The 22,821-nt window shown below is 69.4% G+C and carries 23 protein-coding genes and 4 pseudogenes; 10 read left to right on the top strand and 17 right to left on the bottom strand.

What is annotated here, in order from left to right; translation table 11 throughout:
- Window positions 1-63 precede the first annotated feature (63 nt).
- The 4 genes from ACGFZQ_RS38375 to ACGFZQ_RS38360 form a co-directional block, all read right to left on the bottom strand.
- Window positions 64-597, bottom strand: coding sequence for a copper chaperone PCu(A)C (locus tag ACGFZQ_RS38375; RefSeq protein WP_393844282.1), 534 nt, complete (start codon window positions 595-597; stop codon window positions 64-66).
- Window positions 594-2,903, bottom strand: a complete 2,310-nt coding sequence (locus ACGFZQ_RS38370) for a heavy metal translocating P-type ATPase (protein WP_393844281.1) — start codon at window positions 2,901-2,903, stop codon at window positions 594-596. Before ACGFZQ_RS38370 ends, ACGFZQ_RS38375 begins: the two co-directional genes overlap by 4 nt.
- Complete coding sequence (locus tag ACGFZQ_RS38365; RefSeq protein ID WP_393844280.1) at window positions 2,900-3,211, bottom strand: hypothetical protein; 312 nt, start codon at window positions 3,209-3,211, stop codon at window positions 2,900-2,902. Before ACGFZQ_RS38365 ends, ACGFZQ_RS38370 begins: the two co-directional genes overlap by 4 nt.
- A gap of 305 nt (window positions 3,212-3,516) precedes the next feature.
- Complete coding sequence (locus tag ACGFZQ_RS38360) at window positions 3,517-3,648, bottom strand: hypothetical protein (protein WP_393844279.1); 132 nt, start codon at window positions 3,646-3,648, stop codon at window positions 3,517-3,519.
- 320 nt (window positions 3,649-3,968) lie between these two features.
- Here ACGFZQ_RS38360 and ACGFZQ_RS38355 point away from each other — a divergent pair, with 320 nt between their 5' ends.
- On the top strand, window positions 3,969-4,187 hold the full coding sequence (locus ACGFZQ_RS38355) for a heavy-metal-associated domain-containing protein (protein WP_393844278.1): 219 nt from the start codon (window positions 3,969-3,971) through the stop codon (window positions 4,185-4,187).
- A 189-nt stretch (window positions 4,188-4,376) separates the two neighbouring features.
- Here the strand turns inward: ACGFZQ_RS38355 and ACGFZQ_RS38350 are convergent, their stop codons facing one another.
- Window positions 4,377-4,649 carry an acetyl-CoA synthetase gene (locus tag ACGFZQ_RS38350; protein WP_393844277.1) on the bottom strand — a complete coding sequence of 91 codons (273 nt, stop codon included), beginning with the start codon at window positions 4,647-4,649 and terminating at the stop codon, window positions 4,377-4,379.
- A 538-nt stretch (window positions 4,650-5,187) separates the two neighbouring features.
- Here ACGFZQ_RS38350 and ACGFZQ_RS38345 point away from each other — a divergent pair.
- Window positions 5,188-6,540 (top strand): FAD-dependent oxidoreductase, encoded by a 1,353-nt coding sequence (locus tag ACGFZQ_RS38345; RefSeq protein WP_393844276.1) that lies wholly within the window; start codon window positions 5,188-5,190, stop codon window positions 6,538-6,540.
- Window positions 6,541-6,799: 259 nt separating this feature from the next.
- Here ACGFZQ_RS38345 and ACGFZQ_RS38340 read toward each other — a convergent pair whose 3' ends face one another.
- Window positions 6,800-7,300 carry a cupin domain-containing protein gene (locus tag ACGFZQ_RS38340; RefSeq protein ID WP_393844275.1) on the bottom strand — a complete coding sequence of 167 codons (501 nt, stop codon included), beginning with the start codon at window positions 7,298-7,300 and terminating at the stop codon, window positions 6,800-6,802.
- A 36-nt stretch (window positions 7,301-7,336) separates the two neighbouring features.
- Window positions 7,337-8,281: an NADP-dependent oxidoreductase gene (locus tag ACGFZQ_RS38335; protein WP_393844274.1), complete on the bottom strand. Its 945-nt coding sequence runs from the start codon at window positions 8,279-8,281 to the stop codon at window positions 7,337-7,339.
- Between the two features lie 334 nt (window positions 8,282-8,615).
- Here ACGFZQ_RS38335 and ACGFZQ_RS38330 point away from each other — a divergent pair, with 334 nt between their 5' ends.
- Window positions 8,616-9,476, top strand: a complete 861-nt coding sequence (locus tag ACGFZQ_RS38330; protein WP_393844273.1) for a helix-turn-helix domain-containing protein — start codon at window positions 8,616-8,618, stop codon at window positions 9,474-9,476.
- 378 nt (window positions 9,477-9,854) lie between these two features.
- On the opposite strand, the gene ACGFZQ_RS38325 is transcribed toward ACGFZQ_RS38330, so the two are convergent.
- Both ACGFZQ_RS38325 and ACGFZQ_RS38320 read right to left on the bottom strand, forming a co-directional pair.
- Window positions 9,855-10,775, bottom strand: coding sequence for an oxygenase MpaB family protein (locus tag ACGFZQ_RS38325; protein ID WP_393844272.1), 921 nt, complete (start codon window positions 10,773-10,775; stop codon window positions 9,855-9,857).
- Window positions 10,776-11,515: 740 nt separating this feature from the next.
- Window positions 11,516-12,244, bottom strand: coding sequence for an SDR family oxidoreductase (locus ACGFZQ_RS38320; RefSeq protein WP_393844271.1), 729 nt, complete (start codon window positions 12,242-12,244; stop codon window positions 11,516-11,518).
- A gap of 76 nt (window positions 12,245-12,320) precedes the next feature.
- Between ACGFZQ_RS38320 and ACGFZQ_RS38315 the strand changes: the two genes are divergently transcribed.
- Together ACGFZQ_RS38315 and ACGFZQ_RS38310 are read left to right on the top strand one after the other, a co-directional pair.
- Window positions 12,321-12,698, top strand: coding sequence for a MerR family DNA-binding transcriptional regulator (locus ACGFZQ_RS38315; protein WP_351743164.1), 378 nt, complete (start codon window positions 12,321-12,323; stop codon window positions 12,696-12,698).
- Between the two features lie 735 nt (window positions 12,699-13,433).
- Window positions 13,434-13,970 (top strand): phosphate-starvation-inducible PsiE family protein, encoded by a 537-nt coding sequence (locus tag ACGFZQ_RS38310; RefSeq protein WP_393844270.1) that lies wholly within the window; start codon window positions 13,434-13,436, stop codon window positions 13,968-13,970.
- A 105-nt stretch (window positions 13,971-14,075) separates the two neighbouring features.
- On the opposite strand, the gene ACGFZQ_RS38305 is transcribed toward ACGFZQ_RS38310, so the two are convergent.
- On the bottom strand, window positions 14,076-14,357 hold the full coding sequence (locus tag ACGFZQ_RS38305; RefSeq protein ID WP_393844269.1) for an ATP-binding protein: 282 nt from the start codon (window positions 14,355-14,357) through the stop codon (window positions 14,076-14,078).
- A complete protein-coding gene (locus ACGFZQ_RS38300; protein WP_393844268.1) occupies window positions 14,314-14,682 on the bottom strand; it encodes a histidine kinase in 369 nt (122 codons plus the stop codon). The genes ACGFZQ_RS38305 and ACGFZQ_RS38300 overlap by 44 nt, the downstream gene beginning before the upstream one ends.
- A gap of 111 nt (window positions 14,683-14,793) precedes the next feature.
- Between ACGFZQ_RS38300 and ACGFZQ_RS38295 the strand changes: the two are divergent.
- Window positions 14,794-14,958 (top strand): annotated as a pseudogene (locus ACGFZQ_RS38295) (pirin-like C-terminal cupin domain-containing protein); the annotation flags it as partial.
- 322 nt (window positions 14,959-15,280) lie between these two features.
- Window positions 15,281-15,601: a DUF6479 family protein gene (locus tag ACGFZQ_RS38290; RefSeq protein ID WP_393844267.1), complete on the top strand. Its 321-nt coding sequence runs from the start codon at window positions 15,281-15,283 to the stop codon at window positions 15,599-15,601.
- Between the two features lie 101 nt (window positions 15,602-15,702).
- On the opposite strand, the pseudogene ACGFZQ_RS38285 reads toward ACGFZQ_RS38290, so the two are convergent.
- Window positions 15,703-16,726: pseudogene (locus ACGFZQ_RS38285) on the bottom strand (YihY/virulence factor BrkB family protein).
- 467 nt (window positions 16,727-17,193) lie between these two features.
- On the opposite strand from ACGFZQ_RS38285, the gene ACGFZQ_RS38280 reads away from it, so the two are divergent.
- Window positions 17,194-17,865: a class I SAM-dependent methyltransferase gene (locus ACGFZQ_RS38280; RefSeq protein WP_393844266.1), complete on the top strand. Its 672-nt coding sequence runs from the start codon at window positions 17,194-17,196 to the stop codon at window positions 17,863-17,865.
- A 63-nt stretch (window positions 17,866-17,928) separates the two neighbouring features.
- Window positions 17,929-18,588 carry an MSMEG_1061 family FMN-dependent PPOX-type flavoprotein gene (locus ACGFZQ_RS38275; protein ID WP_351736537.1) on the top strand — a complete coding sequence of 220 codons (660 nt, stop codon included), beginning with the start codon at window positions 17,929-17,931 and terminating at the stop codon, window positions 18,586-18,588.
- A 93-nt stretch (window positions 18,589-18,681) separates the two neighbouring features.
- On the opposite strand, the gene ACGFZQ_RS38270 is transcribed toward ACGFZQ_RS38275, so the two are convergent.
- On the bottom strand, window positions 18,682-19,092 hold the full coding sequence (locus tag ACGFZQ_RS38270; protein ID WP_393844265.1) for a winged helix-turn-helix transcriptional regulator: 411 nt from the start codon (window positions 19,090-19,092) through the stop codon (window positions 18,682-18,684).
- Between the two features lie 100 nt (window positions 19,093-19,192).
- Here ACGFZQ_RS38270 and ACGFZQ_RS38265 point away from each other — a divergent pair, with 100 nt between their 5' ends.
- A complete protein-coding gene (locus tag ACGFZQ_RS38265; protein WP_393844264.1) occupies window positions 19,193-20,050 on the top strand; it encodes an alpha/beta fold hydrolase in 858 nt (285 codons plus the stop codon).
- Between the two features lie 19 nt (window positions 20,051-20,069).
- Here the strand turns inward: ACGFZQ_RS38265 and ACGFZQ_RS38260 are convergent.
- The 4 genes and pseudogenes from ACGFZQ_RS38260 to ACGFZQ_RS38245 form a co-directional block, all read right to left on the bottom strand.
- Window positions 20,070-20,327 (bottom strand): annotated as a pseudogene (locus tag ACGFZQ_RS38260) (IS5/IS1182 family transposase); the annotation flags it as partial.
- A gap of 215 nt (window positions 20,328-20,542) precedes the next feature.
- Complete coding sequence (locus tag ACGFZQ_RS38255; RefSeq protein WP_393844263.1) at window positions 20,543-20,962, bottom strand: pyridoxamine 5'-phosphate oxidase family protein; 420 nt, start codon at window positions 20,960-20,962, stop codon at window positions 20,543-20,545.
- 196 nt (window positions 20,963-21,158) lie between these two features.
- A pseudogene (locus ACGFZQ_RS38250) lies at window positions 21,159-21,895 on the bottom strand (transposase); the annotation flags it as partial.
- A 172-nt stretch (window positions 21,896-22,067) separates the two neighbouring features.
- On the bottom strand, window positions 22,068-22,625 hold the full coding sequence (locus ACGFZQ_RS38245) for a GNAT family N-acetyltransferase (protein WP_393844262.1): 558 nt from the start codon (window positions 22,623-22,625) through the stop codon (window positions 22,068-22,070).
- Window positions 22,626-22,821 lie beyond the last annotated feature (196 nt).

The raw sequence follows: 22,821 nt of genomic DNA, 5'->3' as shown, positions 1-22,821 counted from the left end.
ACCAACCGACCAGTGACGCACATCACACCCAGCGGCCGGGAACTCGACGGGCGTACGGCACGACTACTGGAACGAGGCACTTCCCGAACGCACCACCACCGCAAGGACCTTGACCCGCCCGCTGTGGCGGAACTCCAGCGTGAAGGGCACCAGATCGCCCGAACTCCACTTCCCGGCCGGAGCGAACACCGTCAGGTCCACGCCCTGCGGCGACATCGCGACGCTCCCGCCCGCCGGTATCCCGACGGAGTCGACGGCGGCACGATAGGCCGCGTTCCCCTCGGCCATGCCGTGCCGGGCAAGCGTGATGCCGTCGGGGACGTCGCGCGAGGTCACGCGTATCAGACTGTCGGCCGAGCCGCCCTCGTTCTCGATACGGAAGAACGCGGCCGTCTCCGCGACCCCGGCGGACGGCAGCAGGACGCGCCCTTCGGTGACGCTCATACGCGCCGGGCTGCCGGCCCTGCCGGTACCGGTCCAGGCGGTCAGGCCCGCCAGCGCCACACTGCACGCGGCGACGGCAACGAGGGCGGCGAGCGCGGCGTCCTTCAGCCGTCGCCGGTCGCCGAGGGCCGTGGTCGTCCGCTCCACGTTCACAGAACTGCCGCCTTCCCGGATCGTGCCCCGCGTCCCCGGCCACCGCCGGGTGCCCGTTGCGGTTGCCAGCCGCGCAGCCGCAGGCTGTTGGCCACCACCAGCACGGAACTCACCGACATCGCGGCGGCGGCGAGCATGGGGTTGAGCAGTCCCACCATGGCGAGGGGCACGGTGACGACGTTGTAGCCGAAGGCCCACAGCAGGTTGGCGCGGATGGTGCCGAGCGTGCGCCGGGCCAGCCGGACGGCGTCCACGAGTGCCTCGATGTCACCGCGCACCAGGGTCAGGTCGGCCGCCCCGATGGCCACGTCCGTGCCACTGCCCATGGCGATGCCCAGGTCGGCGCCGGCGAGCGCGGCGGCGTCGTTCACACCGTCGCCGACGACCGCGACCCGGCAGCCCTCCTCCCTCAGCCGCCGGACCAGTTCGGCCTTGTCCTCCGGGGAGCAGCGGGCGTGCACCTCGTCGATCCCGAGTGCCTGCGCCACCGCCCGCGCGGGAGCCTCGCGGTCCCCGGTGGCGAGCACCGGGCGCAGGCCCAGTCGCCGCAGCCGCTCCACGGCACGGTAGCTGCCGGCCCGTACGAGGTCGCCGACGGCGATCAGCGCCATGGCCCGGCCGTCCACCCGGACCACCACGGACGTGTAAGCCTCGCCCTCCGCCGCGGCCAGAGACTTGGCCAGCACGGGCGGCAACTCGCCCTCAGGTACGGCCACTTCGACCGTTCGACCGGCCACGTACCCTGTGACGCCCCGCCCTGGCGTCGCGGTGAATCCGGTCACGTCCGGCAGCGGCTCCTGGTCCGGCGAGCGGCGCGCGTACGCCGTGACCGCGCGCCCGATCGGATGCTCGGAGCCCTGCTCCACCGCTCCGGCCAGGCGGACCAGTTCCTCAGGTGCCGGGCCGCCGGGCACGGTGGTCACCCGGGCGACGGTCATGTGACCGGAGGTCAGGGTGCCGGTCTTGTCCAGGACGACCGTGTCCACGTGCTGGAGCGCCTCCAGGGTCTGCGGCCCGCTCACCAGCACGCCCAGTTGCGCCCCGCGCCCGGTGGCGGCCATCAGGGCGGTCGGAGTGGCGAGTCCCAGCGCACACGGGCAGGCCACGACGAGGACGGCCACGCAGGCTGTGAGCGCCGCCTGCGGGTCGGCGCCGGCGCCGAGCCAGAACCCGAGGACGGTCACCGCGATCGTCAGCACGATGGGCACGAACACCCCGGCCACCGCGTCGGCCAGCCGCTGCGCCCGCGCCTTGCCCGCCTGGGCCTCGGTGACCAGCCGGGTGATCCGGGCCAGCCGGGTGTCCGCGCCGACGGCCGTCGCCCGTACGAGCAGCAGCCCGCCGGCGTTGACGGCCCCGCCGACCAACGCCGAGCCGGGGCTCACCTCGACCGGCTCGCTCTCGCCGGTGACCAGGGAGAGGTCCACGGCCGAACTGCCCTCCGTCACCCGCCCGTCGGTGGCGACGCGCTCCCCAGGGCGTACGACGAATACCTGCCCGACCCTCAACTGCTCTATGGGAACGGACCGCTCGCCGTGTTCGTCGCGGACGGACACCTCCTTGGCCGCCAGGTCCGCCAGCGCCCGCAGGGCCGCACCGGTCCCCCGGCGCGCCCGCGCCTCCAGGTACCGCCCGGTCAGTACGAACAGCGGCACGCTGACCGCCGCTTCCAGATAGACGTGCGCCGTGCCGTCCGACGCGGACGGCAGCAGACTGAACGGCATCCGCATCCCCGGCTCGCCCGCTCCCCCGAGGAACAGCGCGTACGCCGACCAGGAGAACGACGCCACCACACCCAGCGAGACCAGGGTGTCCATGGTGGCCGCGGAGTGGCGCAGACCGCGTAGCGCGCGCTCGTGGAAGGGCCACGCGCTCCACACCGCCACCGGGGCGGCCAGCGCGAAGCACAGCCACTGCCAGTTGCGGAACTGAAGGTCGGGCACCATCGACAGCACCAGCACGGGGACGGCGAGCAGCGCGGTGACGAGAAGCCGTTCACGCTCCTGCCGGGCGGCGGTCTCGGCCCCGTCCGGGTCGGCGTCCGCCGTCCGCTCGTCCTCCTGGACGGGCGGCGCGGGCAGGGCAGCCTGGTAGCCGGCCTGTTCGACCGCTGTGACGAGTTCCTCCGGCGCGACGCCCGCCGGGTGGCTGACCCGGGCCATCCCGGTGGCGAGGTTCACGGTGGCCGTGACGCCGTCCAGCTTCGCGAGCCTCTTCTCCACCCGTCGCACACAGGCCGCGCAGGTCATCCCGCCGACGGTGAGGTCCGTGACCAGGAGGCCGGTCACCGCTTCGCCCGCCGTCACTGGCCACTCCCGTCCGTCATCCCCGGCATGTGCTGCATGTCCTGCACGCTCCCGTCCGTCCCGGGCATGTCCTCCATGCCGCCGCCGCTCCCGCCACTCCCGCCGCTCCCGCCACCACCGCCGCCTCCGCTTCCGGCGCTCCCTGTCCCGTGCATGCCGGGCGCCACCGGCCCGGCGGCCGATCCGACGGCGTAGGACGCCGAGAAGACGAGGCTGAGCAGCAGCAGGAAGCCGCACAGCGCCGGGGGCGGGAGCAGCCTGCGGGCGATCACGCCGGCAGGGTGGGACGGTTGTCGGATCTCGGCCATGCTCGACCTTCCTGGTCGCATCGAACCGTCGTACACGGGACAGCAGTTGAAGCCGTACCGCTTCAGTAGTCGGCCGGACGGAACATCGAGTTCCCGCGCGCAAATGTGACGCACGACACATCAGAGGTGCTTGTCATCGCGTGGTACGCGTCAATGTCCCGGGGTGAAGAAGCACCTTCGCCGCGCAGCAGTAGGGGGCGAACGAAAGGCCTGCACCCGTTCAGGCGTATCGCGGCGGGTCATCGCGCCGGACGTCGCGGCGCTCTCCGGTCACGGCGGTGGCGTATCGGATCGCCCGATACGGCCTAGTCCACCAGGAGGTACAGCAAGGCGCCGGTCACGAGCCCCAGGGCGCTTCCGGCCAGGGCACCGGGCGTGCCGTCGACGACGGAGCCCAGCCAGCCGTAGCCGCCGGCGAGAACCGCGGCGGTGGCCACGAGCAACGGCCAGGGGCCTGGGGCGATGCGCGTCTACCGGTCCCGGACCTCACCCGGGTCGGGCTCCCAGGGCCACGCGACGCGCGCCGCGCCACGCTTGTCGTCGTGCGTGCAGTCCGCCACCCGGACCCCCTCCTCCTCCACCCGGCCCAGCGCCGCGGAGGGTTCCTTCCCTCGTGCTCCGCACCGAAATCGGCACACCCGCTCCGGAACTCCCGGCCCCGCCCAACCGACTGTTGTCGTGACGGGAAGGGACTGGACGTCCGGCCCCGTACGTCCGTAGACCACCACAAGCCCCATTGGCATCCAGGAGTTGCGCCATGGCACAGAGGCAGCAGTACAACGTCACCGGAATGAGCTGCGAGCACTGCGCGGCGAGCATCAGGGAAGAGGTTTCCGAGGTCACGGGGGTGAGCGAGGTCGTGGTCGACGTCGCCGCCAAGTCCGTCACCGTGCACGGAACGGACCTCGACGACAGCCGGCTCCGCGCCGCGATCGTCGAGGCCGGATACGGCATCGCCGACGCGGTCGCCGCCTGAGAACACGCACACGCGCCGGGAAGGCCGGACAGGACACGTCAGCCGCCCGGCCGTCGCCGTGCTCCAGCTGAAGCCGAGCCCGACGGCAGCACGCTGTACGCGGCCAACCACGGTCGCGGCATCTGCACGGTCAGGTGCGCGGCTGCGACCGACGCAGCGGCGTGACAGGGGTGACTCCGGCTTCCGGGGTCACCCCTGTGCCGTGTACGGCACCACGCTCACGTCGAGCGTGAAGGCGACCCGCGCGGCGCCTGCCACGTCCGGTGCCTTCGCCGTCACGGTGACAACGGTCGTACCGCTCCGGGTGCCGGCGCATCGCAGCGAGGCGCGGGCGGTGCCGTCCGGACCCAGCCGCCATCCGGAGGCCGCGGCGAAGGCCGGCGCCGAACTCCGCACGCCCGCCCAGCGCTTGTCGTCGACGCGGGTCTCCAGGACGAGGGACACCACGCTTCCGGACCGCACGCACAACTCCCGTCGGGGCGCATCGCCCAGCGCGACGGTGACCTCGGCGTGTCCGGCGGCGCAGTTCCCCGGTGAAGAGACGGTGGCCGGGGCGGACGCGCTCCCGGACGGGCTCGGCGCGTTCGGGCTCGTGGGCGTGTTCCCGGGCGGGGTGGTGGACGGACCTGCCGAGGTGCTGCTGGACGGCTGCCCCGCCGGGCCGCTCCCTGAAGAGGCTTCCGCCGCCCCGGCAACCATTCTCGCCCCGGCCCACCAGCGCGTCCCGCCACCTCCCGACGCACTCGTACGCATACCAGCTTGCCCTCCAACTCACGTTCTCCGACGGCGTGTTGCTGCGCTGGGCCCGTCTCCCTTCCCCCCATCACAGACGCGGCAGACCCGCGGCGGTCCATGCCGGTGCCGTTCCCGAACGGGCGGGCGAGGTGCTCAGTACGGACGGTTCCACCCGCCGGTGCCTGGTCGACCGGCCGTGTCGCAATGATCAGTGCCGTCGTTGATCCCCGTGATTGGCCCTGCTCCGGCAAGCGTGGGAGACGACATGCAGACGAACCGCCCCTGGGGCAAGGCCGTTGTCATCGGCGGGAGTTACGCGGGGCTGGTGACCGCGCGGGTGCTGGCCGACTTCTTCGCCGAAGTCGTCCTCGTCGAGCGGGATGCCGTGGACGAGGACACCGGTGCTCATCAGGGTGCGCCGCAGGGCTATCACGCGCACGCGATGCTGGCCAAGGGCGGCGAGATCCTGGAGCGGCTGTTTCCGGGGCTGCGGGAGGAACTGCGGGAAGCCGGTGCGCCGGTGTTCGACTACGGGCAGGGCATCGACTTCCTGCTGCCGACCGGACTGGCACCCCGTGCACGGACGGGGGTACAGATCCAGACGTTCACCCGCGACGAGCTGGAGCGCCGGCTGCGGCGCAAGGTGCTCGCCCTTTCCGAGGTCACGCTGATGTCCGCCACGCAATGCTCGGGTCTGACCCGGGACGCCTCGGGGCGGGTGACCGGTGTGACGTGCCGGCAGCAGGGCGCGGAAGCGATCGAGCTGGCCGCCGATCTGGTCGTCGACGCCTCCGGGCGGTCCAGCTCACTGGAGGACTGGCTGGGCACCGTCGGTGTCACGGTCCCGCCGAAGCGGATCGTGAAGGCGAAGGTCACCTACACGTCGATGAACTTCGACCGGCCCGAGGAGGACCACCCGAGCCACCCGGACTTCTACATCACGTACCAGATGCTGTTCGCTCCCCACGTGCCCCGGGCCGGGGTCCTGCTGGCCGTGGAGCGGAACCGGTGGACGTGCTCACTGTTGGGCTTCCAGGACCCGCCGCCGGCCGACGACACGGGCTACCTGCGGTTCGCGGAGAGCCTGGACAACCCGCACCTGGCACAGCAGATCGGACGCCGCACGGTCCAGGAGCCCACCCATCGCTACACCAACGTCGAGAACCAGTGGCGGCCCTACCACGCCGTCAGGAACTGGCCGGACCGGCTCATCGCCGTCGGGGACGCGGTCTGCGTCTTCAACCCCGTCTACGGCCAAGGGCTGACCGTGGCCGCGATGGAGGCGGAGTTGCTGCACCGGACGCTGGCCCGTCGTAGCGCGTCCGGGAAGCAGCTGGACGGGATGGCCGGCGGTTACCAGAAGCGGGTGGGTCGGCTGCTGCTCGGCCCGTGGACACTCTCCACGAACTCGGACCTGATGTGGAACCCGGACCGCCAGCCCCTAGGGGCACGATTCGCGCACTGGTACAACACGAGGCTCTTCCAGGTCGCGGTGAAGGACGCGGCCGTCTGGTCGAGGTTCGTGCGGGTGGTGAACATGGTGGCCTCTCCCGCGGTGCTGTTCCATCCCGCCGTGGCTCTGAAGGTCCTGTCGACCGCGTTCGCCCCACGGGGCTGACCTTCAGAGCACGACTCCGCGGGCAGGCCGCGAGTGCCACGGCCTGGCCGCCCTCTGCCCCGCACCGGCCGGCCGGCCGGCCAGGAGACGTCACCGGCCCCGCGCCCGCTACCGGCCGCCGCGCGCGCCCGGACGACCAGCGCCCGGAAGTGTTCCCGCCTCGTGCAAGACAGCACCGTCTCTGCCACCCAGCATCTGGGGAGGGGTCAGGGCCAGTTTGCCCACGGCAGACCGGTGCCGGGCTTGCCGGGCCTGTGAGCTACAGGAACTCGCTTCGGTAGTTCGAGGCCAACTCGGCCGCGCGGCGGCGGCGTTCCGCGAGCTCGTTGTCCGACAACTGCGGCGGCGGCGCATCCTTGCCCGCGATGACATCGCCGATGCGCATGAAGTACTCGTCCTGGCCGGCGGGGGTGCACATGCACAGCATGCGGGCCGGTGCACCTGAAGCGTTGCGGAAGTTGTGCGGCGCGTTGGCCGGGATGTTGATCGTGGACCCGGCCCGTTCGGTGTGCCTCTCGCCGCGGAAGGTGAACTCGATCTCGCCCTCGAGGATCGTGAACATCTCCTCGAAGTCGTGCCGGTGCGGCGGTGGGCCTCCGCCGACGGGGACACGCATGTCGATCAGGCAGTATCGGCCGTTGGTCTGCTCGCCCGTTACCAGCATGGCGTACGTGTTGCCCACCAGCGAGATGTACGTCGTGCCGGGGTCGTCGGGGTTCGCCACGGTCAGCGAGCGCGACGGATCGTCGTCGGGGATCATCGTGGTCGTCTCCTTCACAGGACAGTCAGGTGGGCGTCAGGCACCGGGCATGACGACGGCCTTGCCACTGGGCAGTGCGCCCGCGGCGGCGTCGGCGTGCAGGGCCGGCAGCTCGGCCAGCGGCACCCGCCGCGCGACCTCGACGCGCAGCTCGCCGCCGTCGATCAGCTCCACCAGGTGCGACAACTGCTCCGCGTCGCTGCGGACGAACAGGTCGATGCCGCGTACGCCGCGCTCCTCGTCGGTGGGCGCGGGCATCCACACGGTGGTGTTCACCAGGACACCGCCGGGGCTGATCAGGCCGAGGAGCGCGGCCAGCTGTGCCGGTTCGACCGGCGCGAGGTTGAGCACGACGTCGACCGGCCGGCTCACCGCCGCGACGAGGTCGGCGGTCGTGTGGTCGATGACCTCGTCCGCACCCGCGGCCGTGACGCGCCGGCTGCTGCGCGGACCGGCCGTGGCGATCACGAAGGCGCCGGCCTGCTTGGCCAACTGCACGGCGTAGCCGCCGACCGCTCCGCCCGCGCCGTTGACCAGCACGCGTTGCCCGGCGGTCAGCTTGGCGTGCTCGAACAGCGCCTGCCATGCGGTCAGGCCCACCAGCGGCAGCGCGGCCGCGTCAGGCAGCGCGATGCTCTTGGGCGCCGGTGTCAGGGCCTCGGCCGGTGCCAGGACATACTCCGCGGCGGCACCGGGGCCCGCCATCGGCAGGAAGCCGATGACCTGGTCCCCGACCTGGATGCCGGTCACACCCTCACCGAGCACGTCGACCGTGCCGGCGACGTCGATACCGGGTGTGTGCGGCAGCGTCACAGGGATCGGCCCCTGCATGAAACCGGCGCGAATATTGGCGTCGACCGGGTTGAACGACGTCGCCGCAACACGGACCCTCACCTGCCCGGCGCCTGGATTCGGCTGCTCCACATCCTCGTAACGCAGAACATCGGGGTCGCCGTACTGGTGGAAACGCACTGCCTTCATAGTTCTTCTCACTTTCGCCCGAGGGGTCGCTGTCGCCTTGCTCTGCATGCGGAGCAAGGCGGTGTCTGCGGCGCCGGGCACGGCCAGCTGGCGGTAGATCGTTGTGGGGTTGAAGCGCCAGCCAAGCGTAGGAACAGCCATACGTAGAACGGGTGTACCTTCGCGACACAGGATGGGATTCCGGCGACATCCTCATCGGGGCGGAGGACACATGACGAGCAGGCCGCGTTTCCTCGGCCCTGGCGACAAGATGGGCACGTTCACCGTCGACGCCGACTCCACCGGCACCGGCCGGGGGACGTGGGAGCCGTTCATCGACACCTGGAACGACCGCATGGGAGACCTGTACCCGCTACCGGAATTCAGCGCTTCCACGGTCGACGGCTTTCAGGGAACGATGCGCTCGGTGACCCTGGAAGACACCGCCGTCAACGAGCTCTGGGCATCCTCACCCGTGAGCACCCGGGCAGTCGGAACGTACGAGCACGACGAGATCAGGTTGTACGTCGGGCTGCGCGGCGCGGTGGCCCTGCAGGACCCGCACGATCAGGGCGGTGACGCGTACGTCTCGGCCGGCAGCTACTTCATGCACCACGTCGTGACGGAGAATCACTTCCACACCACGCCGGAGATCGGCACCCGCATCTTCATCTTTCCCGGCGAGGCCCTGCGGCCCCTCGTCGCCGGGAAACCGCGCACCGGTCAGGCCGCCTCGCCCGCGGCGCAGATCCTCATGGCACACACCAGCATGGTGCAGCGGACCGTGAGCGACCTCAGCCCGGCGGGCGCGCACGCGTCTCGCAACGCCCTGCTCGAACTCGCCAAAGGGCTGGTCCTCGACCACTTCGACGACCGCGAGCCCACCTTCACGCCGGCGCTGGCGCAGACGGCGAAGGACCTGGCCGATGTCCGGCTCACCGACGCCGAGTTGTCGCCGGCCGCGATAGCCGCGCAACTGCACGTCTCAGTCCGCACCCTGCAGCGTGCCTTCGCGAGTCTGGACGAGTCGTTCAGCGCCTACATCCGCCGCCGTCGCCTGGAGGAAGCGGCCGAGGCGCTCACCGCCTCCGGATCGCGGCTCAGTGTCTCCGAGGCCGCCGCACACTGGCATTTCACCGACAGCAGCCACTTCATCCGCGCGTTCAAGAAGCAATTCCACGCGACACCAGCGCAATTCGCACGCCGCCTGACGTGACTACTCAGCCCCGATGCGGCCACGGCTGCTGCCGAGCCTGGGGCGTCGAGTGTGATGCGGCTCCCTTCTGGTTCAGGGCACGGGTCAACTCGGCGAAATCATCACCGATTGCCCGGGGCCCCGGCACCTTTGACCAGGTTGTCGCCGCTCTCGCCACAGATGGTCGACCCAAGGGTGACCTCCCTGCCCGGCACAAGGAACAGGAGTCGTACGCCATCCAGCGCCACATCACCCCGGCAGAGGCAGGGCGGCGGCGGAAGCAGTGGGTGCTGCGGCCGCGGTGACCGGTTTCGCGGTGTCCGCGACCAGGAGCACGGTCTCAAACTCCTCAAACGAGGCCGAGCACAGCGGAGCACATCGATGGCCCTATGCGGTCAACTACCCTGCTTTGAAAGGCCTTTGCCGGGAGTAAGGTTCAAGCTCCCTGAGCTGGGCGTTGGTGCGCCGGGTCCGGCGGAGGCGGGCGGGCAGCGGTGTGCGGGCGTCGGGCAGCATGCGGTGGGCGAGGAACAGCGCCTTGAGGAACAGGCGGATCGCTCGCTCGCGGCGCGGTGCGATCCAGCCGATCCGGTGCAGTTGGCAGACCCGTTCTCCGGCGAGGTAGCGGGTCAGATCACGGCCGAAGGCACGCAGTGGGGCCGGGAACCAGCGCTCGGCGAAGAAGTGCATCATTGCGGTGGCGACACGGTGTCCGGAATCGGTCGGCTCGTAGGGCCGGGAGTCGAATTTCCGGGCGAACTCCTCCATCGCCTGCCAGTCCTCGGGGAAGGGTTCCTCGGCAAGGGGCCCGGATTCGCGTTCCAGGATGCGGAAGACGGCCTGCGCCCAGTGGTGCCAGGCGCGTTGCATGTGTTCGGGGATGCCGGGCATACCCAGCGAGGTCTGGAGTCGGTGGGCGAAGATGGCCAGCAGGACCAGCGGGTAGACGAAGTCGTCGATGTCGTCGAAGTTGCCGGGTAAGTTCGGCGTTCTTCGGGCTACGGCCCTATGGATGCGATTCAGCCGCTCAGCGGCTGCGCGGCCCGCCGCGCTGGACACACCGTCCACCATCCAGGCCACCAGGAAGTCGTTGCCGTCCTGGAAGCGCCGGTACGGCTTGGTCTCCAGTTTTCGCGTATGGTCCAACGTGGCTGCCCCGAGGGCCGGTTGCATCATGTGCATGGTGCCCGGATAGATCATCATCGCCAGGGCGAACTCGGGGACCCGGTGGCTGACGTAGAGCGAGACCATCCTCTCCCACTCGGTGTCCGGATCCATCCGGGCCAGCTCGCGGTCCACCCACTTGTAGCCACGGCGCAAAGTCGGTTCCTCCACCTTGAGGCCATGGAGTGAACTGCCGTGGCCGCTACAGGAATTGATGCACAGTCGGTGATGCTGCACCGAGAGACGCAGCCGTGACGAACGGGGTTCCCGGTGCCAGGCTTACGCGCAAAGACCGCGCTACTTCGTCATGAGGTGACCGGACAGAGGATCGCCGCGGTCGGTGGCAGCGACTATGTCGGCCGGGGTGGCGATGTCTCCAGTCAGTGCGATCAACAGCCCGCGACGGCCGGCCGTCTGGCGCCCATGAGCACCAGACGGCCGACTCACTCAACTCTCCTCGTCGGTTTCCTCGGACGTCTGGGTACGCCTCTGGTCCTGGCGGTCACGAAGGAAGCGGAAGATCTCGGCTCCGAGCGCGAGGGCGGCGGCTGCACCAAGAGCCGCGTTGAGGGTGTTCACTGCGGCGGGTCCCTTCTCCGGGACCCGATCGCAGGCACGCGCCAAGGTCCCGGCACGTCCTGCATGCCTGGATGCCTTGAGCGGGCCCTCCCCGTCTCAAGCCGCTCCGAATTCGGCGGAGCGTCCCCTCCGTTCGCACGATGCTCTCCCCTACGCCCACTCCGGAGCGCACGGCTCCGGCTGCACGGAGTCCATCTGTCACGACGATCCTTCCCCGAAGGCCTCCCCCAACAATCGCCGGGGCGACGTCACCCAGAGGAGTTCGAGAGGCCGATGGAGAAGCGGCCGACCGAAGCCCGTGCGGCCCGAGGGGCTCCTCAGGCCGCCATCAGCGCCGCCAGGGCGCGGTCCATTGCGGCGTTGAACTCTTCCGGCGTCAGCGGCAGACGGGACTTGACGTCCCGACTCCACTGGTCGGCGAGGACCTCGGCGGAGCCCGCCTCGACACCGTCGAGCGCCGCGTCGGCCAGGTCCGACGGAGCGATCTTGTCCACGGGCCAGCCCGCTGCCATGTCGGTGTCGGCCAGGCCGAGGTGTACCGCTGTGACGAGCGTGCCCTGCTCGGCGAGCTCCAGGCGGACGCCGTTGGTCATGGCCCAGGCGGCGGCCTTGGTCAGGTGGTAGGCATTGGCGCCCTTGCCCCCGAACCACGACATGGCGGAGAGGACGTTGACGATCGCACCCCCGCCGTTCCTGGCGAGCGCCGGCGCGAACTCCCGGATCATTCCCAGGTGGCCGAACATGTTGGTCTCCAGCTCGTGCCGCACCGCGTCCAGCGAACCGGTCACCAGGTCGGTCCCCGTACTGATTCCGGCGTTGTTGACGAGTAGCGAGACGTCCGGGGCGGCCTCGGCGGCGGCCCTCACGGATGCGGGATCGGCGATGTCGAGGGGCAGCACCTCGGCCCCGGGCAGGTCCACGGTCTCCGGTCGGCGGGCCGTCGCGTAGACCTTGCGGGCGCCCCGTTCGAGCAGGCGCTGGGCGAAGGCGCGGCCCAGGCCGCGGTTGGCTCCGGTGACAAGGGCGACGGAGTTGTTGATATCCATGGCCGGTACGCTAAAACCTGACGCTAGCGTCAGAGGCAAGTGCTGGTCGTCAGGGCAAGGGGTGAGAGGAATCACCATGACTGTCACAGTGGCCACAGCCGAGCGGTTGATCCGCATCGGCGAGGTGGCACGAGGTGCCGGCGTCTCAGTGCGCGCCGTGCGCTACTACGAGCAGCAAGGGCTGCTCATCGCGGAGCGCAGCCCGTCCGGCCAGCGCCTGTACCGGCAGGACGCCATCCCCCTGGTCCGCTTCTTCCAGCAGATGTTCGCCGCCGGCCTCACCAGCCGAAGGATCACCGAACTCCTGCCGTGCTGGGACGCCGGGCACACCGACGCCGAGCAACGAGCCATGCTGCGAGCCGAGCGCGAGCGCATCCAGGCCAAGATCGACGACCTGCAGGCGGCCCTGGACCACCTCGACGAGGTCATCGCGATCACGGACACGCACCCGTAGGCGCGGCCGGCCAGACGTCTCATCAGCGATCCAACCTCGCTGTCTTGGTTGGGGCGATGAGGAGTCGTTGAGAGGGAACTGCTGTCGGGCGGCCGACGCGATTTCCGGTGTTAGGGCAGGGCGGAGACCAGCGCGGTGGTCTGGTTCTCCAGGGTCTTTCCGGTCGTAGGCCGTCAGGGTTTGCCGGTGAGCTGGCAGGACGGTGCAGTGCGGCCATGCGATGGAAGGAGTCGGACGCGGTCGCGCTGCACCAGTCGTGGCCCGGGGCAACGATCAGGTCGGTGGCCGCCGATCTGGGGATCAAGAACTGCTGACGTTCGGCGGTCCGCCCGCCCCCCTTGCGGAAACCGCGTCCCTCCGGTGATACCGCGGCCGACGGCCAGCCGTCAGCCCCTACGACACCACGAGCTCAACCTCAGTAAGCCGCGACTCCTGCCACAACCAGCGCGCACACCTCGCCGTCGAGGGCCCGGCGAGCATTCTGATGCTCGCCGGGCCCTTCTTGTCCGCCCACCCGGCCCTCACCTGCCCGCGCCCATTGCACATCTATTGCACATTCCGCGGGAAATCCCGGGAAACCGAGGGAACTCGCTCGTCCTGCCGCCGGGTAGGTCTCGGTGGTGTCGCGTCTCACCGCTTCCCCCAGGCTGTCACCACGGGGAGGGATCCGCTCGTCCACCCACCCGTCCACCCGTTCGGCAGCACGACGCGCCTGCGGACCGGGGCACCCCTGGCATGCTGACTGTGCGACCCATTCTCCCGAAGATCGAGGGCGGCCGGGTACAGAGCCTCCTGCAGCTCATCGAGGACGGCATCCACCTCGTCGTCGCGGCGCTCCTCGTACTGCTCGCGGGGCTCCTGACCGTCGGGGTCGTCCACGACGTCATCAGGTCGATCCAGGGTCCGTACCGCGAGGAGACGGTCGTTCTCTCCGCCCTGGACAACGGCCTCGTGCTGTTCATCGTGGCCGAGCTGCTCCACACCGTCCGCCTCACCATCAGGAACCAGACCCTCGACGCGGAGCCGTTCCTCGTCGTCGGCCTGATTGCCGGCATCCGCAAGGTGCTCATCGTGACGGCCGAGACGGAGAAGTCCTTCCGGTGGAACGTCGAGGGGATCGAACTGCTCATCCTGGCGGGGCTGATCATCGTGATGGCGGCAGCGACGTACGTGTGGCGGCGTTCGACGCGGCCGGGAGACTACTTCCCGCTCCAGGAGGCGCGGCGCTCCCCGCCGCCGGCGCCGTCACCCACCCCGGGGCGCGGGTCCTGATCCGTCACCTTCCGCCGCCGCGGCCGCCCGCACCCGCTGCTCCTCGCGAGCGGAGCCCACGTCCCGTTCCAGGGGTGTGCGGGACGAGGCGCAGCGGAGTGGCGGTCATCGGGTCACCGCCGACGACACCGGCAGAGGCGGGCCGGACTGGCGGCAGGCGGGCAGGGTGGCCGGGACCCTGGTCCCCGCGCCCGGCACGCTTCCGACATCGAGGTCGCCCCCGTGTTCGCGAAGTCTGGCCCGAGCCGAAGGTAGTCCCAACCCGCGGTCCTCTCGGTCCGGCGGGAGGGCGCGACCTGCCGGAGAGGCGACGAAGCCGACGCCGTCGTCGTAGAGCTCCAGTTCAATGCGGTCCGGGTGATGGTGAAGGGTGACCAGCAGGTTCATGGCCTGTGCGTGCTCCCGTACGTTCGCCAGCATGCTCTGCACCACTCGGAACAGCGTGGTGGCGGCGTGCGCGTCCAGTTCCGGGCGGTGGGTTCACCGAGCGGAACTGCACCCGCTCGGCCGTTCCCTGCTGTTGCGCGCGCTCGCACAGGAGCCGAAGCGATCCTTCGAGGCCGGACTCGGCGACGGTGGTCGGCGTGAGGTCGTGGATGATGCGCCGGGTCTCGGAGAGACCGGCATCCAGCCCTTCGACGGCCGCCCGCATGCGAGCCCGCGCCACGTCGGGCCGATCCGTCAGATCTCGCTCGGCCGCGTGCAACAGCATCAGATGTCCGGCGAGTTCCTGCGCGAGCGTGTCGTGCAGGTCCCTGGCGTCTTGCTGACGCGCGAGGGTGTTCGATACCTCTGACCTGGGGAGAACCGTCGATCGCGTGGTATGTGGTGGAACTTCGTCGCCCGGTCCCAGGAGGAGATCGTGCAGGCCCGGGAGGACTGGGCGAAGGGCACCCGTTTCGGCGAGGTGAAGGGGTACGACGGTGCCCCTCTGCGGGCGCCGGCGATGCCCGAGACCCCACTCAAACCGTGCGGAAGGGCTCGCTGACCTGCAAAAGAGGCAGGTCGCCGGGCCGGTAGGCACCGGACCGTCCCTGCGGCCCGCCTCACGGTGACGACTCGTGCCCCACCTGAACACGTACTCGTACTCGGACTCGCGGCAGTCCCTCCTTGCCGCATCGCCGACGGACGCGAGGCGGGCGATCCGGAACGCGGCCGAGTAGCTGAGCAGCCGCGTCGTGTGCCCGAACTCGTCACCTTGGACGGATGCCGGGAAGCGCTACCCAGGGGGCATCGGGCATGCCACGGTGCTCGAGGTTGTCCCTGCGCCTCCGGGGTACTCGGGGCGGATGACTGCACCGAGTACAGAAGTGACCGCGTCGAGCGGGGTTGCAGTGGGAATCCTGCCACTGGCCGCCGGCTTGATCCTTGTCGTCGCGCTGATCTGGGCCGTACGGCTCGGTATCAGGGTCCGTCGTCGGGAGTCGGCGGCGCCGCGCCCGGAAGAGCAGCCCCGGCTGCCGGAAACCGGGCCGACCCGTGAGGTTCAGGAGATGCGCGAGCCCGACGAGGTGCCGCACGCGAAGGACGAGCGCGAGCGGCTCACCCCACACCAACTGTCCGGGGGCGGGTCGAGCGGTAAGCGCAGCGAGGACCAGAGGCGTCGGCGGTGGGATTCGCATTCGGGGTGACCACGGGTTTCGTGTGAGAGGCCGCTGAACGTGCGCAGTCTCCATGTGTGCCGTGCGCAGTCTCGACGTGTACTGGGCCGGCTTCTCCGTCGCCCATCGCGTCAGTCCATGCGACGGTGGTCCTCCGTGCTCCAGGCGCGGGTGTCACGGGGCGGGAGGTACGGCTCTTCGCCCTTCGGCAGTCCGCCGACGACGGCACGCTGGCGGGCCAGTTCCGCGTCGAATTCCAGGCCGAGCAGGATCGCGATGTTGCTGATCCACAGCCACATCAGGAAGACGATCACCCCGGCGAGCGTGCCGTACGTCTTGTTGTACGACGCGAAGTGGGCCACGTAGAAGGCGAGTCCCGCCGAGGCGATCATCCAGACCAGCAGTGCCAGCACACAGCCCGGAGTGACCCAACGGAAGCCGCGGCCCTTCACGTTCGGCGCCGCCCAGTACAGGATCGCGATCATGATCGTGACCAGGATGACCAGGGCCGGCCACTTCGCGATCGACCACACCTTCAGCGCGGCGTCCCCGATTCCGAATCGACCACACCTTCAGCGCGGCGTCCCCGATTCCGAGTGCCGAACCGACCGCACGGGCCAGGCCGCCGGTGAACACCACGATCAGCGCGCTGATCAGCGTGAGGACCAGCAGCAGCACCGTGACGCCCACCCGGATCGGCAGCACCTTCCACACGGGGCGACCCTCGGGCATGTCGTACACGACGTTGGCACTGCGTATGAACGCCGCGATGTAGCCGGACGCCGACCATACCGCCAGCACGATGCCGACCACGGCGACGATCGAGCCGATTCCGCCGGACGCCTGAAGCTGCCGTACCGCGTCGCTGATGATGTCCCGGGCCGAACTCGGCGCCAGTTTCTCGACGTTGTCCAGGACCTGTTGTGTCGCCGACCTGCCGGCGATACCGAGCAGCGAGACCAGGACCAGCAGCGCCGGGAAGAGCGACAGGACCCCGTAGTACGTCAACGCCGCGGCCCGGTCGGCGAGTTCGTCGTTCTGGAATTCTCTGACCGTACCCTTGAGCACCGCCCACCAGGACCGTTTCGGCAGTTTGCCGGGCCTGTCCGGCGTGCGAGGCTCGACCTGTTGTCCTGGTCTCGGTGTCCGTGGCATGCCACTGGAGTATCCCCACCCGGCTCGACCATGTGTCGGGATCAGCGCCCTGTCGGTGTGAGGCTACGGCGCCCGGATGATCGTAGAGGTGACCGCTGTGCCGTGTGAGGTCCGTTTCGCCGGGCACTCGGAGCAGTGACGCATTGGCCGGGTATACCCTGCGAGGCTCACCCGGGAGGCGCCCCCTCGCATGGAGCCACCCGCCGGGTGCGTCCGGTGACACGCTCGGGGCGCGAGCTGCGAGGTACAGACGTGATCGACATGACGAGCCGAAACGACGACGAAACCGGCACCGAGGCGAACACGTCAGCACCGTATAACGCCAACATCGCCCGGACACCGTTGACTTGATGTGCGTCCACACACCCAACATGCTTCTGAAACAGGCCCGACGTGAAGACCTAACGGAGTCCTGCTAGTGAAGGTCGTGCCATGGTTTGTCAGTTGCCTGGTCTAGGGTCGCCCGCATGGCTGAGCCCTCCTTTCTGACTGCCGTCCGTGAGTCGTACGACACGGTCGCCGCCGATTACGTCGAACGCGTCCCACCTCCAGCCGAGATGGACCCGCTGTCACGCGCGATGCTGGCGGGGTTTGCCGAACTGGTGCGGAAGGCTGGTCTGGGGCCGGTCGCGGACCTGGGGTGCGGCCCCGGACGCGTCACGGCGCACCTGGCCGGGCTGGGGGTGTCCGTCTTCGGCGTCGATCTGTCGCCGAAGATGGTCGGGCTGGCCCGGCACGCCTATCCGAACCTGCGGTTCACCGAGGGCTCGATGACGGCGCTGGAGATGAGGGGCGACGAGCTCGGCGGCATCCTGGCCTGGTACTCCACTCATCACACGCCCCCGCAGTGGCTGCCGGATGTGTTCGCCGAGTTCCACCGCACGCTCGCACCCGGCGGCTACCTGCTCTGGGGAGACTATGTCGGCAACGAGCGGCTGCAGCCGACCCACGGCTATGGCCGTCCGGTGTCCTACGAGTCGTACCTCCTGCCCCTGGACCGCATGGTCGACCTGCTGGGCCAGGCCGGACTCGTCGTCACCACGGAGAACCGGCAACTGCGTGGTGCGCTGTCCCAACCCGGAGCCGCCGTCGGCAGCATTGCCTTGCCGCCCCAGCCTCACCCCGACCGGATCCCGTGATTGACTTCAAGGGCCTGCTGGATCTCCCGAAGGCTGAATCTGCGGCCGATTAGGGTCGGGGGCATGACGACGCCCCTTGCTGACAGCGCCTTCGATTCGCTACGCCTCGACGCCGTGCCCGACCAAGTGACGCTGCGCCGGGTCTACGAACGCCCCAGCGATGCGGCCGTGCGCAAGCAGATGGCCGAACTCACCGAGCAGACCCGGCAATTGATCGGGCTCTCATCACTGGTCCTGGTCGCCAGCGCGGACGCCGAGGGCAACTGTGACGTCTCCCCGCGCGGCGGCCCCGCCGGGTTCGTCGCCGTCCTGGACGCCCGGACGGTGGCGATACCGGACGCGACCGGCAACAAGCGTCTGGACACCCTGCAGAACGTCATCGCCACCGGACGGGCCGGGCTGCTGTTCGTCATCCCCGGGCGCACCACGACGCTCAGGGTGAACGGCCGGGCCTGCGTCTCCACCCGCCCGGAGCTGCTGTCGCAGCTGACCGCCGTGGGCAAGCCGCCGGCCAGTGCGCTGGTGGTGGGGATCGAGGAGGTCTACCCGCACTGCCCCAAGTCGCTTCTGCGCAGCGGTGCCTGGAAGCCGGAGCAGTGGCTGCCGGCGGACGCCCAGCCGACCTCGGCCGAGGTGACGCTGGCCCAGCTGCGGATGCCGGAGCTGACGATCGCCGACATCGAGCAGACGGAGGCGGACTCGCTGAAGTACCGGTACGAGTAAACTTGCCTGCTGACCCCAATGCCGGTACCAGGGCGGCGACGCCGGCTACATCGAGTACCCCAGCCACCAGCACTGAGCGCGGAACCGGCCTGCCTACCCCTCATCGACCTCCTGCTCGGCGGCTTCGTTGGCGCGGTCGATCTCGGCCATGTGCTCCTCCGCCCAGGTCCGCAGCCCCGCAAGCGCGACTTCCAGAGACAGCCCGAGTCCGGTGAGCCGGTAGAAGACCCGCGGCGGCACAGTCGGTTCGACCCGGCGCGACACCAGCCCGTCGCGGGTCAGGCTTCGCAGCGTCACGGACAGCATCTTCTGCGACACGCCGGGCATCCGGCGTCTCAGCTCCGCGAAGCGCACCTCGTCCGGTGCGGCATCGGCGAGCGTCTTGACGGCCATGGACGTCCACTTCGTACCGATGCGGTCCAGCAACTGCCGTGTCGGGCACCGGGGATCGAACAGATCACCGCGCACCCCGCGACCGGCGGCCCGGGCTTCTTGGGTGGTCACCTGTGGCTCACCACCTTCCCTGAAAGTGCCGTCTGGGCAGCGGTCGGACAGTTACCTATCGTTCTGTGGTCACCAATGGTAACCAGCCGGAGGAACCGTCATGCCCGCCACCACCGCACACCAACTCCGCCGCATCGCGACGAACGGCGTCCAACTCAACGTCGCAATCGCCGGGGACGGACCTGCGGTTCTCCTGCTGCACGGCTTCCCGCACACCTGGCAACTCTGGAGCGGCATCATGGGCCGACTGGCCGGGCAGTACCGGGTCATCGCCCCGGACCTGCGAGGCTTCGGTGCCAGTACACGAGCCGCCGAGGGTTACGACGCAGGCACCCTCGCCGCCGACGTCGAAGGGCTGCTCGGCGCACTCGGCGAGCCCTCGGCAGCAGTGGTGGGCATCGACGCTGGCGCCGCCCCCGCCGTCCTGCTCGCGCTGCGCCGCCCCGGCCTCGTCCGGCGCCTGGTCGTGATGGAGGCACTGCTCGGCAGCCTGCCCGGAGCAGAACACGTCATCGCGGGCGGCGCCCCGTGGTGGTTCGGCTTCCACGCCGTCCCCGGCCTCGCCGAGACCGTCCTGGCCGGCAACGAGGCCCCGTACATCAACTGGTTCCTCGACTCGGGGACGCTCGGGCGAGGAGTACCCGACGACATCCGTGCGGCCTTCGTCCACGCGTACACCGGGAGCGAGGCCCTGCGCTGCGCGTTCTCCTACTACCGGGCCCTGCCCACCAGCGCGCAGCAGATACAGGACGCCGTCGCGACGGCTCGGCTGACGATGCCCACCATGGCCGTCGGCTCTCACCCCGTCGGCACCGGGCTCGAACGCCAACTCCGTCCCATCGCCGATGACCTGATCGGACACCACCTCCAGGACTGCGGCCACATCATCCCCCTCGACCGCCCCGACGCATTGTTCGCGCTCCTTGCTCCTTTCCTCTCCGCCGATCTGCCGAAGTGACTGAAGCGGGGCCGAAGGATCACGGCCGGCGGTTCCGGCGTTCGTCCCAGTGGTGAGTTGTCCAGGACCGCCGGATCAGGCCGCGCACGGTGATGATCGCGTCGGCGAGGTCGAAGAAAGCATCAATGACAGTGACGCGACGCTCGTAGCACCGGGTGAGACCGTGAAAGGCGTTCTGCCAGGCGTGAGTGCGTTCGACGTGCCAACGCCGACTGGCCTGAATGGGCGCCTTCTCCCCCTTGTGAGCGATGCATCCATGAAGGCCGCGCTCGCTGGGCAGAGCACGGATGGTGCCAGGTGTTGCTGGGCGCGCGTTCCCAAGGCGTCAGTGAGCCGCCCACGTGCACGCTCTCCGACCGCAGCATCTTCAGCGGCATTTCACCGTAGCGAGACGCGGTGAAGAACGCGGACAAGCCTCCGATCAAGTAAGTCAAACACCGGAACGAGACCGGGGCGGGAGCGGCTCTCCCACCCCAGCCGGTCACATCAGTCTCAGGACGGAACGACGGCATAGCTGAGGTCCTGGACCGTGAGCGAGGCGGGCGTCAAACGCAGCCACATCGTGCCTCGTTCGCTCGGATCGTCGTACAGATAGCCCACGAACCGCGCATCCCACAGAGCCTCGTCCACTCCCAGATAGCGGACCAGCATGCGGCGGCCTCTCTGCACGTCGAACGGCACGAGCTCAGCCTGCCCCCGCGCGATCACCTGCCGGACGCTTCCCGTCACGAGATCGCATTCGTCCACCACGAGTGCGACGTTCGGGTCGTTCTTCACCCGGTCGAACAACCGGGTCCACGGGCCCGTCAGCACCCAGAATGCGCCGTCCTCCCACAGGAACCAGACCGGGCGCACGGTGGGCCCGTTGGTGGCCATGCGAGCGGTGAGCGGCTGCTGCAGGAACGTGTCCACATCGAAGCTAGGAGATGTCACATCGCCAATCCTTGTGGTGGCACGCGCGTCTTGCCTACCGACCTCCGACCTAGGACCACAGCAGCACGGCAGGGACGTGACACGGCCTGTCGTCCCGGAGAGGTGGGGAACTACGTGACGTCAGCCCTGGGAAGAATCGTGATCGTCGACAGGGCCGAACTCGTCGAAGGCGAAGACCCGGGGCGGATGGTTTCGGTGCGCCGGCTGGAGAGCCGGTATTCGTGCGCAGGTTCCTGAACCCCCGCAGGACACGGGCGGGGGTGAGCCTGCTCGGCTCGGCCGGCTTCTCCCAGGGGCGCCGAAGGTCGCCGGCCAGCGGTCGGGCAAGCCGGAGCTGGGCGTAGGCAGCGATCACCAGCCACGTCCTCCGGTCGGCCACCCCGAGCTGCGAAGCCGGGGCTTGGTCCACCCAAGCGTCCGCTGGCCAGCCGCGACAAGCCGTTCGACGACCTCGCGGATCTGGGCCGTCGTCACCGCGGCGACGTCGGCACCGGGCTGGAGACGGAGGGCGTCAGCACCGCCCTCCAGGAGGTGCGGCCCGTCTCCAGCGCCGCCACGACCGAGTCCGGCCGGCCGGGCACCATCTGGTGCTTGCCCTCGCCCCGACCGAACTGTGGCAGAAGGCCCGGTCAGCACAGGTGTCGGCGTCCGGCCGCAGCCACGGCGAGACGTCCGCGGCCAGCACGCTCCGACCGTCCGCCGCCCTGGGCAAGGGTGTCGAGGCCAGCGCGTGGCGGAGCCGAGTAACCCGCCGGAGAAGGCCCCCGTGTCCGCGGCGGTGTTCCGGCGCGAGCGCGAGATCGACCAGCGTCCGTACGGGCCCGTCCGTGTACAGCAGTGCGTCGCACAACTCGAATAATGCGTCGCCACGGCGGTCAGACACCCGTACGACTCCGCCCGGAAGCATGACATTTCCGCGAACGCATCTCGCAGGGCGCTCTGACTCACGACCACGGCCTTCGCACGGCGCCCCTGCCACTGTGACGAAGCACAGGATCAGACGAAGGCCTCCTTCACATCCGGTGAACCGCAGAAACACCGGTCTAGTTCGAGTCGCGTTCGACACGGAACCAGCGCGGCAGGCTCACAGTTCGCTAATCGAGTGGAGTTGGGCAAACTCGACAGCGAGCAAGCCCATCACGACGAGATCCTCGTGCCGACCAGCAAAGAACACGTGATCGCGCAGGCGACCCTCCTCGACGAAGCCGAGTCGCCTATGAAGCGCCAGCGACGCCTCGTTGTGTGCGAATATCCGCGCCTGGCACTTGTGGTAGCGCCGCTCGCCGAACATGAATCGCAACAGCATGACCACAGCCTCCGCCGCGAAACCTTTTCGTCGGTGTTCGGCACCCATCGTGATGCCGTATTCGAACCAGCCCGCGCGTGGATCAGCCTGATGCGAGCTGATTGCGCCAACGATTTCACCCCCGTCGACGGCTTCGATTGCCAACCCGAAGCGGTCGCCATCGGAATTGGCAGCAGCCTGCTCCTTCGCCCAAGCACGGAAGCCCTCAGCGGAACGAGGCGGTTGCAGCAGGTCGCCTAATCGTTCCTCGTCCACGGCGAAGCGCATGAACGCCGTCCAGTCCTCAGGCTCGATACCGCGCAGCCGCACCCGTTTGCCGGTCCAGAACGAAGTCATCCCCTATTCGATCACGCGGCAGCATGCGGGGTCCAGACATTCCCTACCCCTTGAAACACCCTGTGACCTGGCACTTCAAGCTTGCCAAGCTTGGGCCCCGTCTAGTAGTGCTTCGTTAGGTTCTGGTTCTGCTGGTCGGTAGGGGTCGGCCGCAGGTGGTGCAGGTGCCGGCCCAGCACCTGAGCAGGTCCTGAAG

Origin of the sequence: Streptomyces sp. NPDC048254 (assembly GCF_043201895.1) — a bacterium.
Taxonomy (GTDB): domain Bacteria; phylum Actinomycetota; class Actinomycetes; order Streptomycetales; family Streptomycetaceae; genus Streptomyces.
This window is presented reverse-complemented; position numbering and strand designations above follow the sequence as displayed.

Bases quoted from the DNA above. Each gene is read 5' to 3' on its own strand.
- ACGFZQ_RS38335 (WP_393844274.1), bottom strand. From the start codon at position 8,281: ATGAAGGCAGTGCGTTTCCACCAGTACGGCGACCCCGATGTTCTGCGT.
- ACGFZQ_RS38345 (WP_393844276.1), top strand. From the start codon at position 5,188: ATGCAGACGAACCGCCCCTGGGGCAAGGCCGTTGTCATCGGCGGGAGT.
- ACGFZQ_RS38265 (WP_393844264.1), top strand. From the start codon at position 19,193: ATGCCCGCCACCACCGCACACCAACTCCGCCGCATCGCGACGAACGGC.
- ACGFZQ_RS38310 (WP_393844270.1), top strand. From the start codon at position 13,434: ATGCTGACTGTGCGACCCATTCTCCCGAAGATCGAGGGCGGCCGGGTA.
- ACGFZQ_RS38330 (WP_393844273.1), top strand. From the start codon at position 8,616: ATGGGAGACCTGTACCCGCTACCGGAATTCAGCGCTTCCACGGTCGAC.
- ACGFZQ_RS38275 (WP_351736537.1), top strand. From the start codon at position 17,929: ATGACGACGCCCCTTGCTGACAGCGCCTTCGATTCGCTACGCCTCGAC.
- ACGFZQ_RS38340 (WP_393844275.1), bottom strand. From the start codon at position 7,300: ATGATCCCCGACGACGATCCGTCGCGCTCGCTGACCGTGGCGAACCCC.
- ACGFZQ_RS38365 (WP_393844280.1), bottom strand. From the start codon at position 3,211: ATGGCCGAGATCCGACAACCGTCCCACCCTGCCGGCGTGATCGCCCGC.
- ACGFZQ_RS38305 (WP_393844269.1), bottom strand. From the start codon at position 14,357: ATGAACCTGCTGGTCACCCTTCACCATCACCCGGACCGCATTGAACTG.
- ACGFZQ_RS38280 (WP_393844266.1), top strand. From the start codon at position 17,194: ATGGCTGAGCCCTCCTTTCTGACTGCCGTCCGTGAGTCGTACGACACG.
- ACGFZQ_RS38300 (WP_393844268.1), bottom strand. From the start codon at position 14,682: ATGCTGTTGCACGCGGCCGAGCGAGATCTGACGGATCGGCCCGACGTG.
- ACGFZQ_RS38320 (WP_393844271.1), bottom strand. From the start codon at position 12,244: ATGGATATCAACAACTCCGTCGCCCTTGTCACCGGAGCCAACCGCGGC.
- ACGFZQ_RS38245 (WP_393844262.1), bottom strand. From the start codon at position 22,625: ATGACTTCGTTCTGGACCGGCAAACGGGTGCGGCTGCGCGGTATCGAG.
- ACGFZQ_RS38315 (WP_351743164.1), top strand. From the start codon at position 12,321: ATGACTGTCACAGTGGCCACAGCCGAGCGGTTGATCCGCATCGGCGAG.
- ACGFZQ_RS38355 (WP_393844278.1), top strand. From the start codon at position 3,969: ATGGCACAGAGGCAGCAGTACAACGTCACCGGAATGAGCTGCGAGCAC.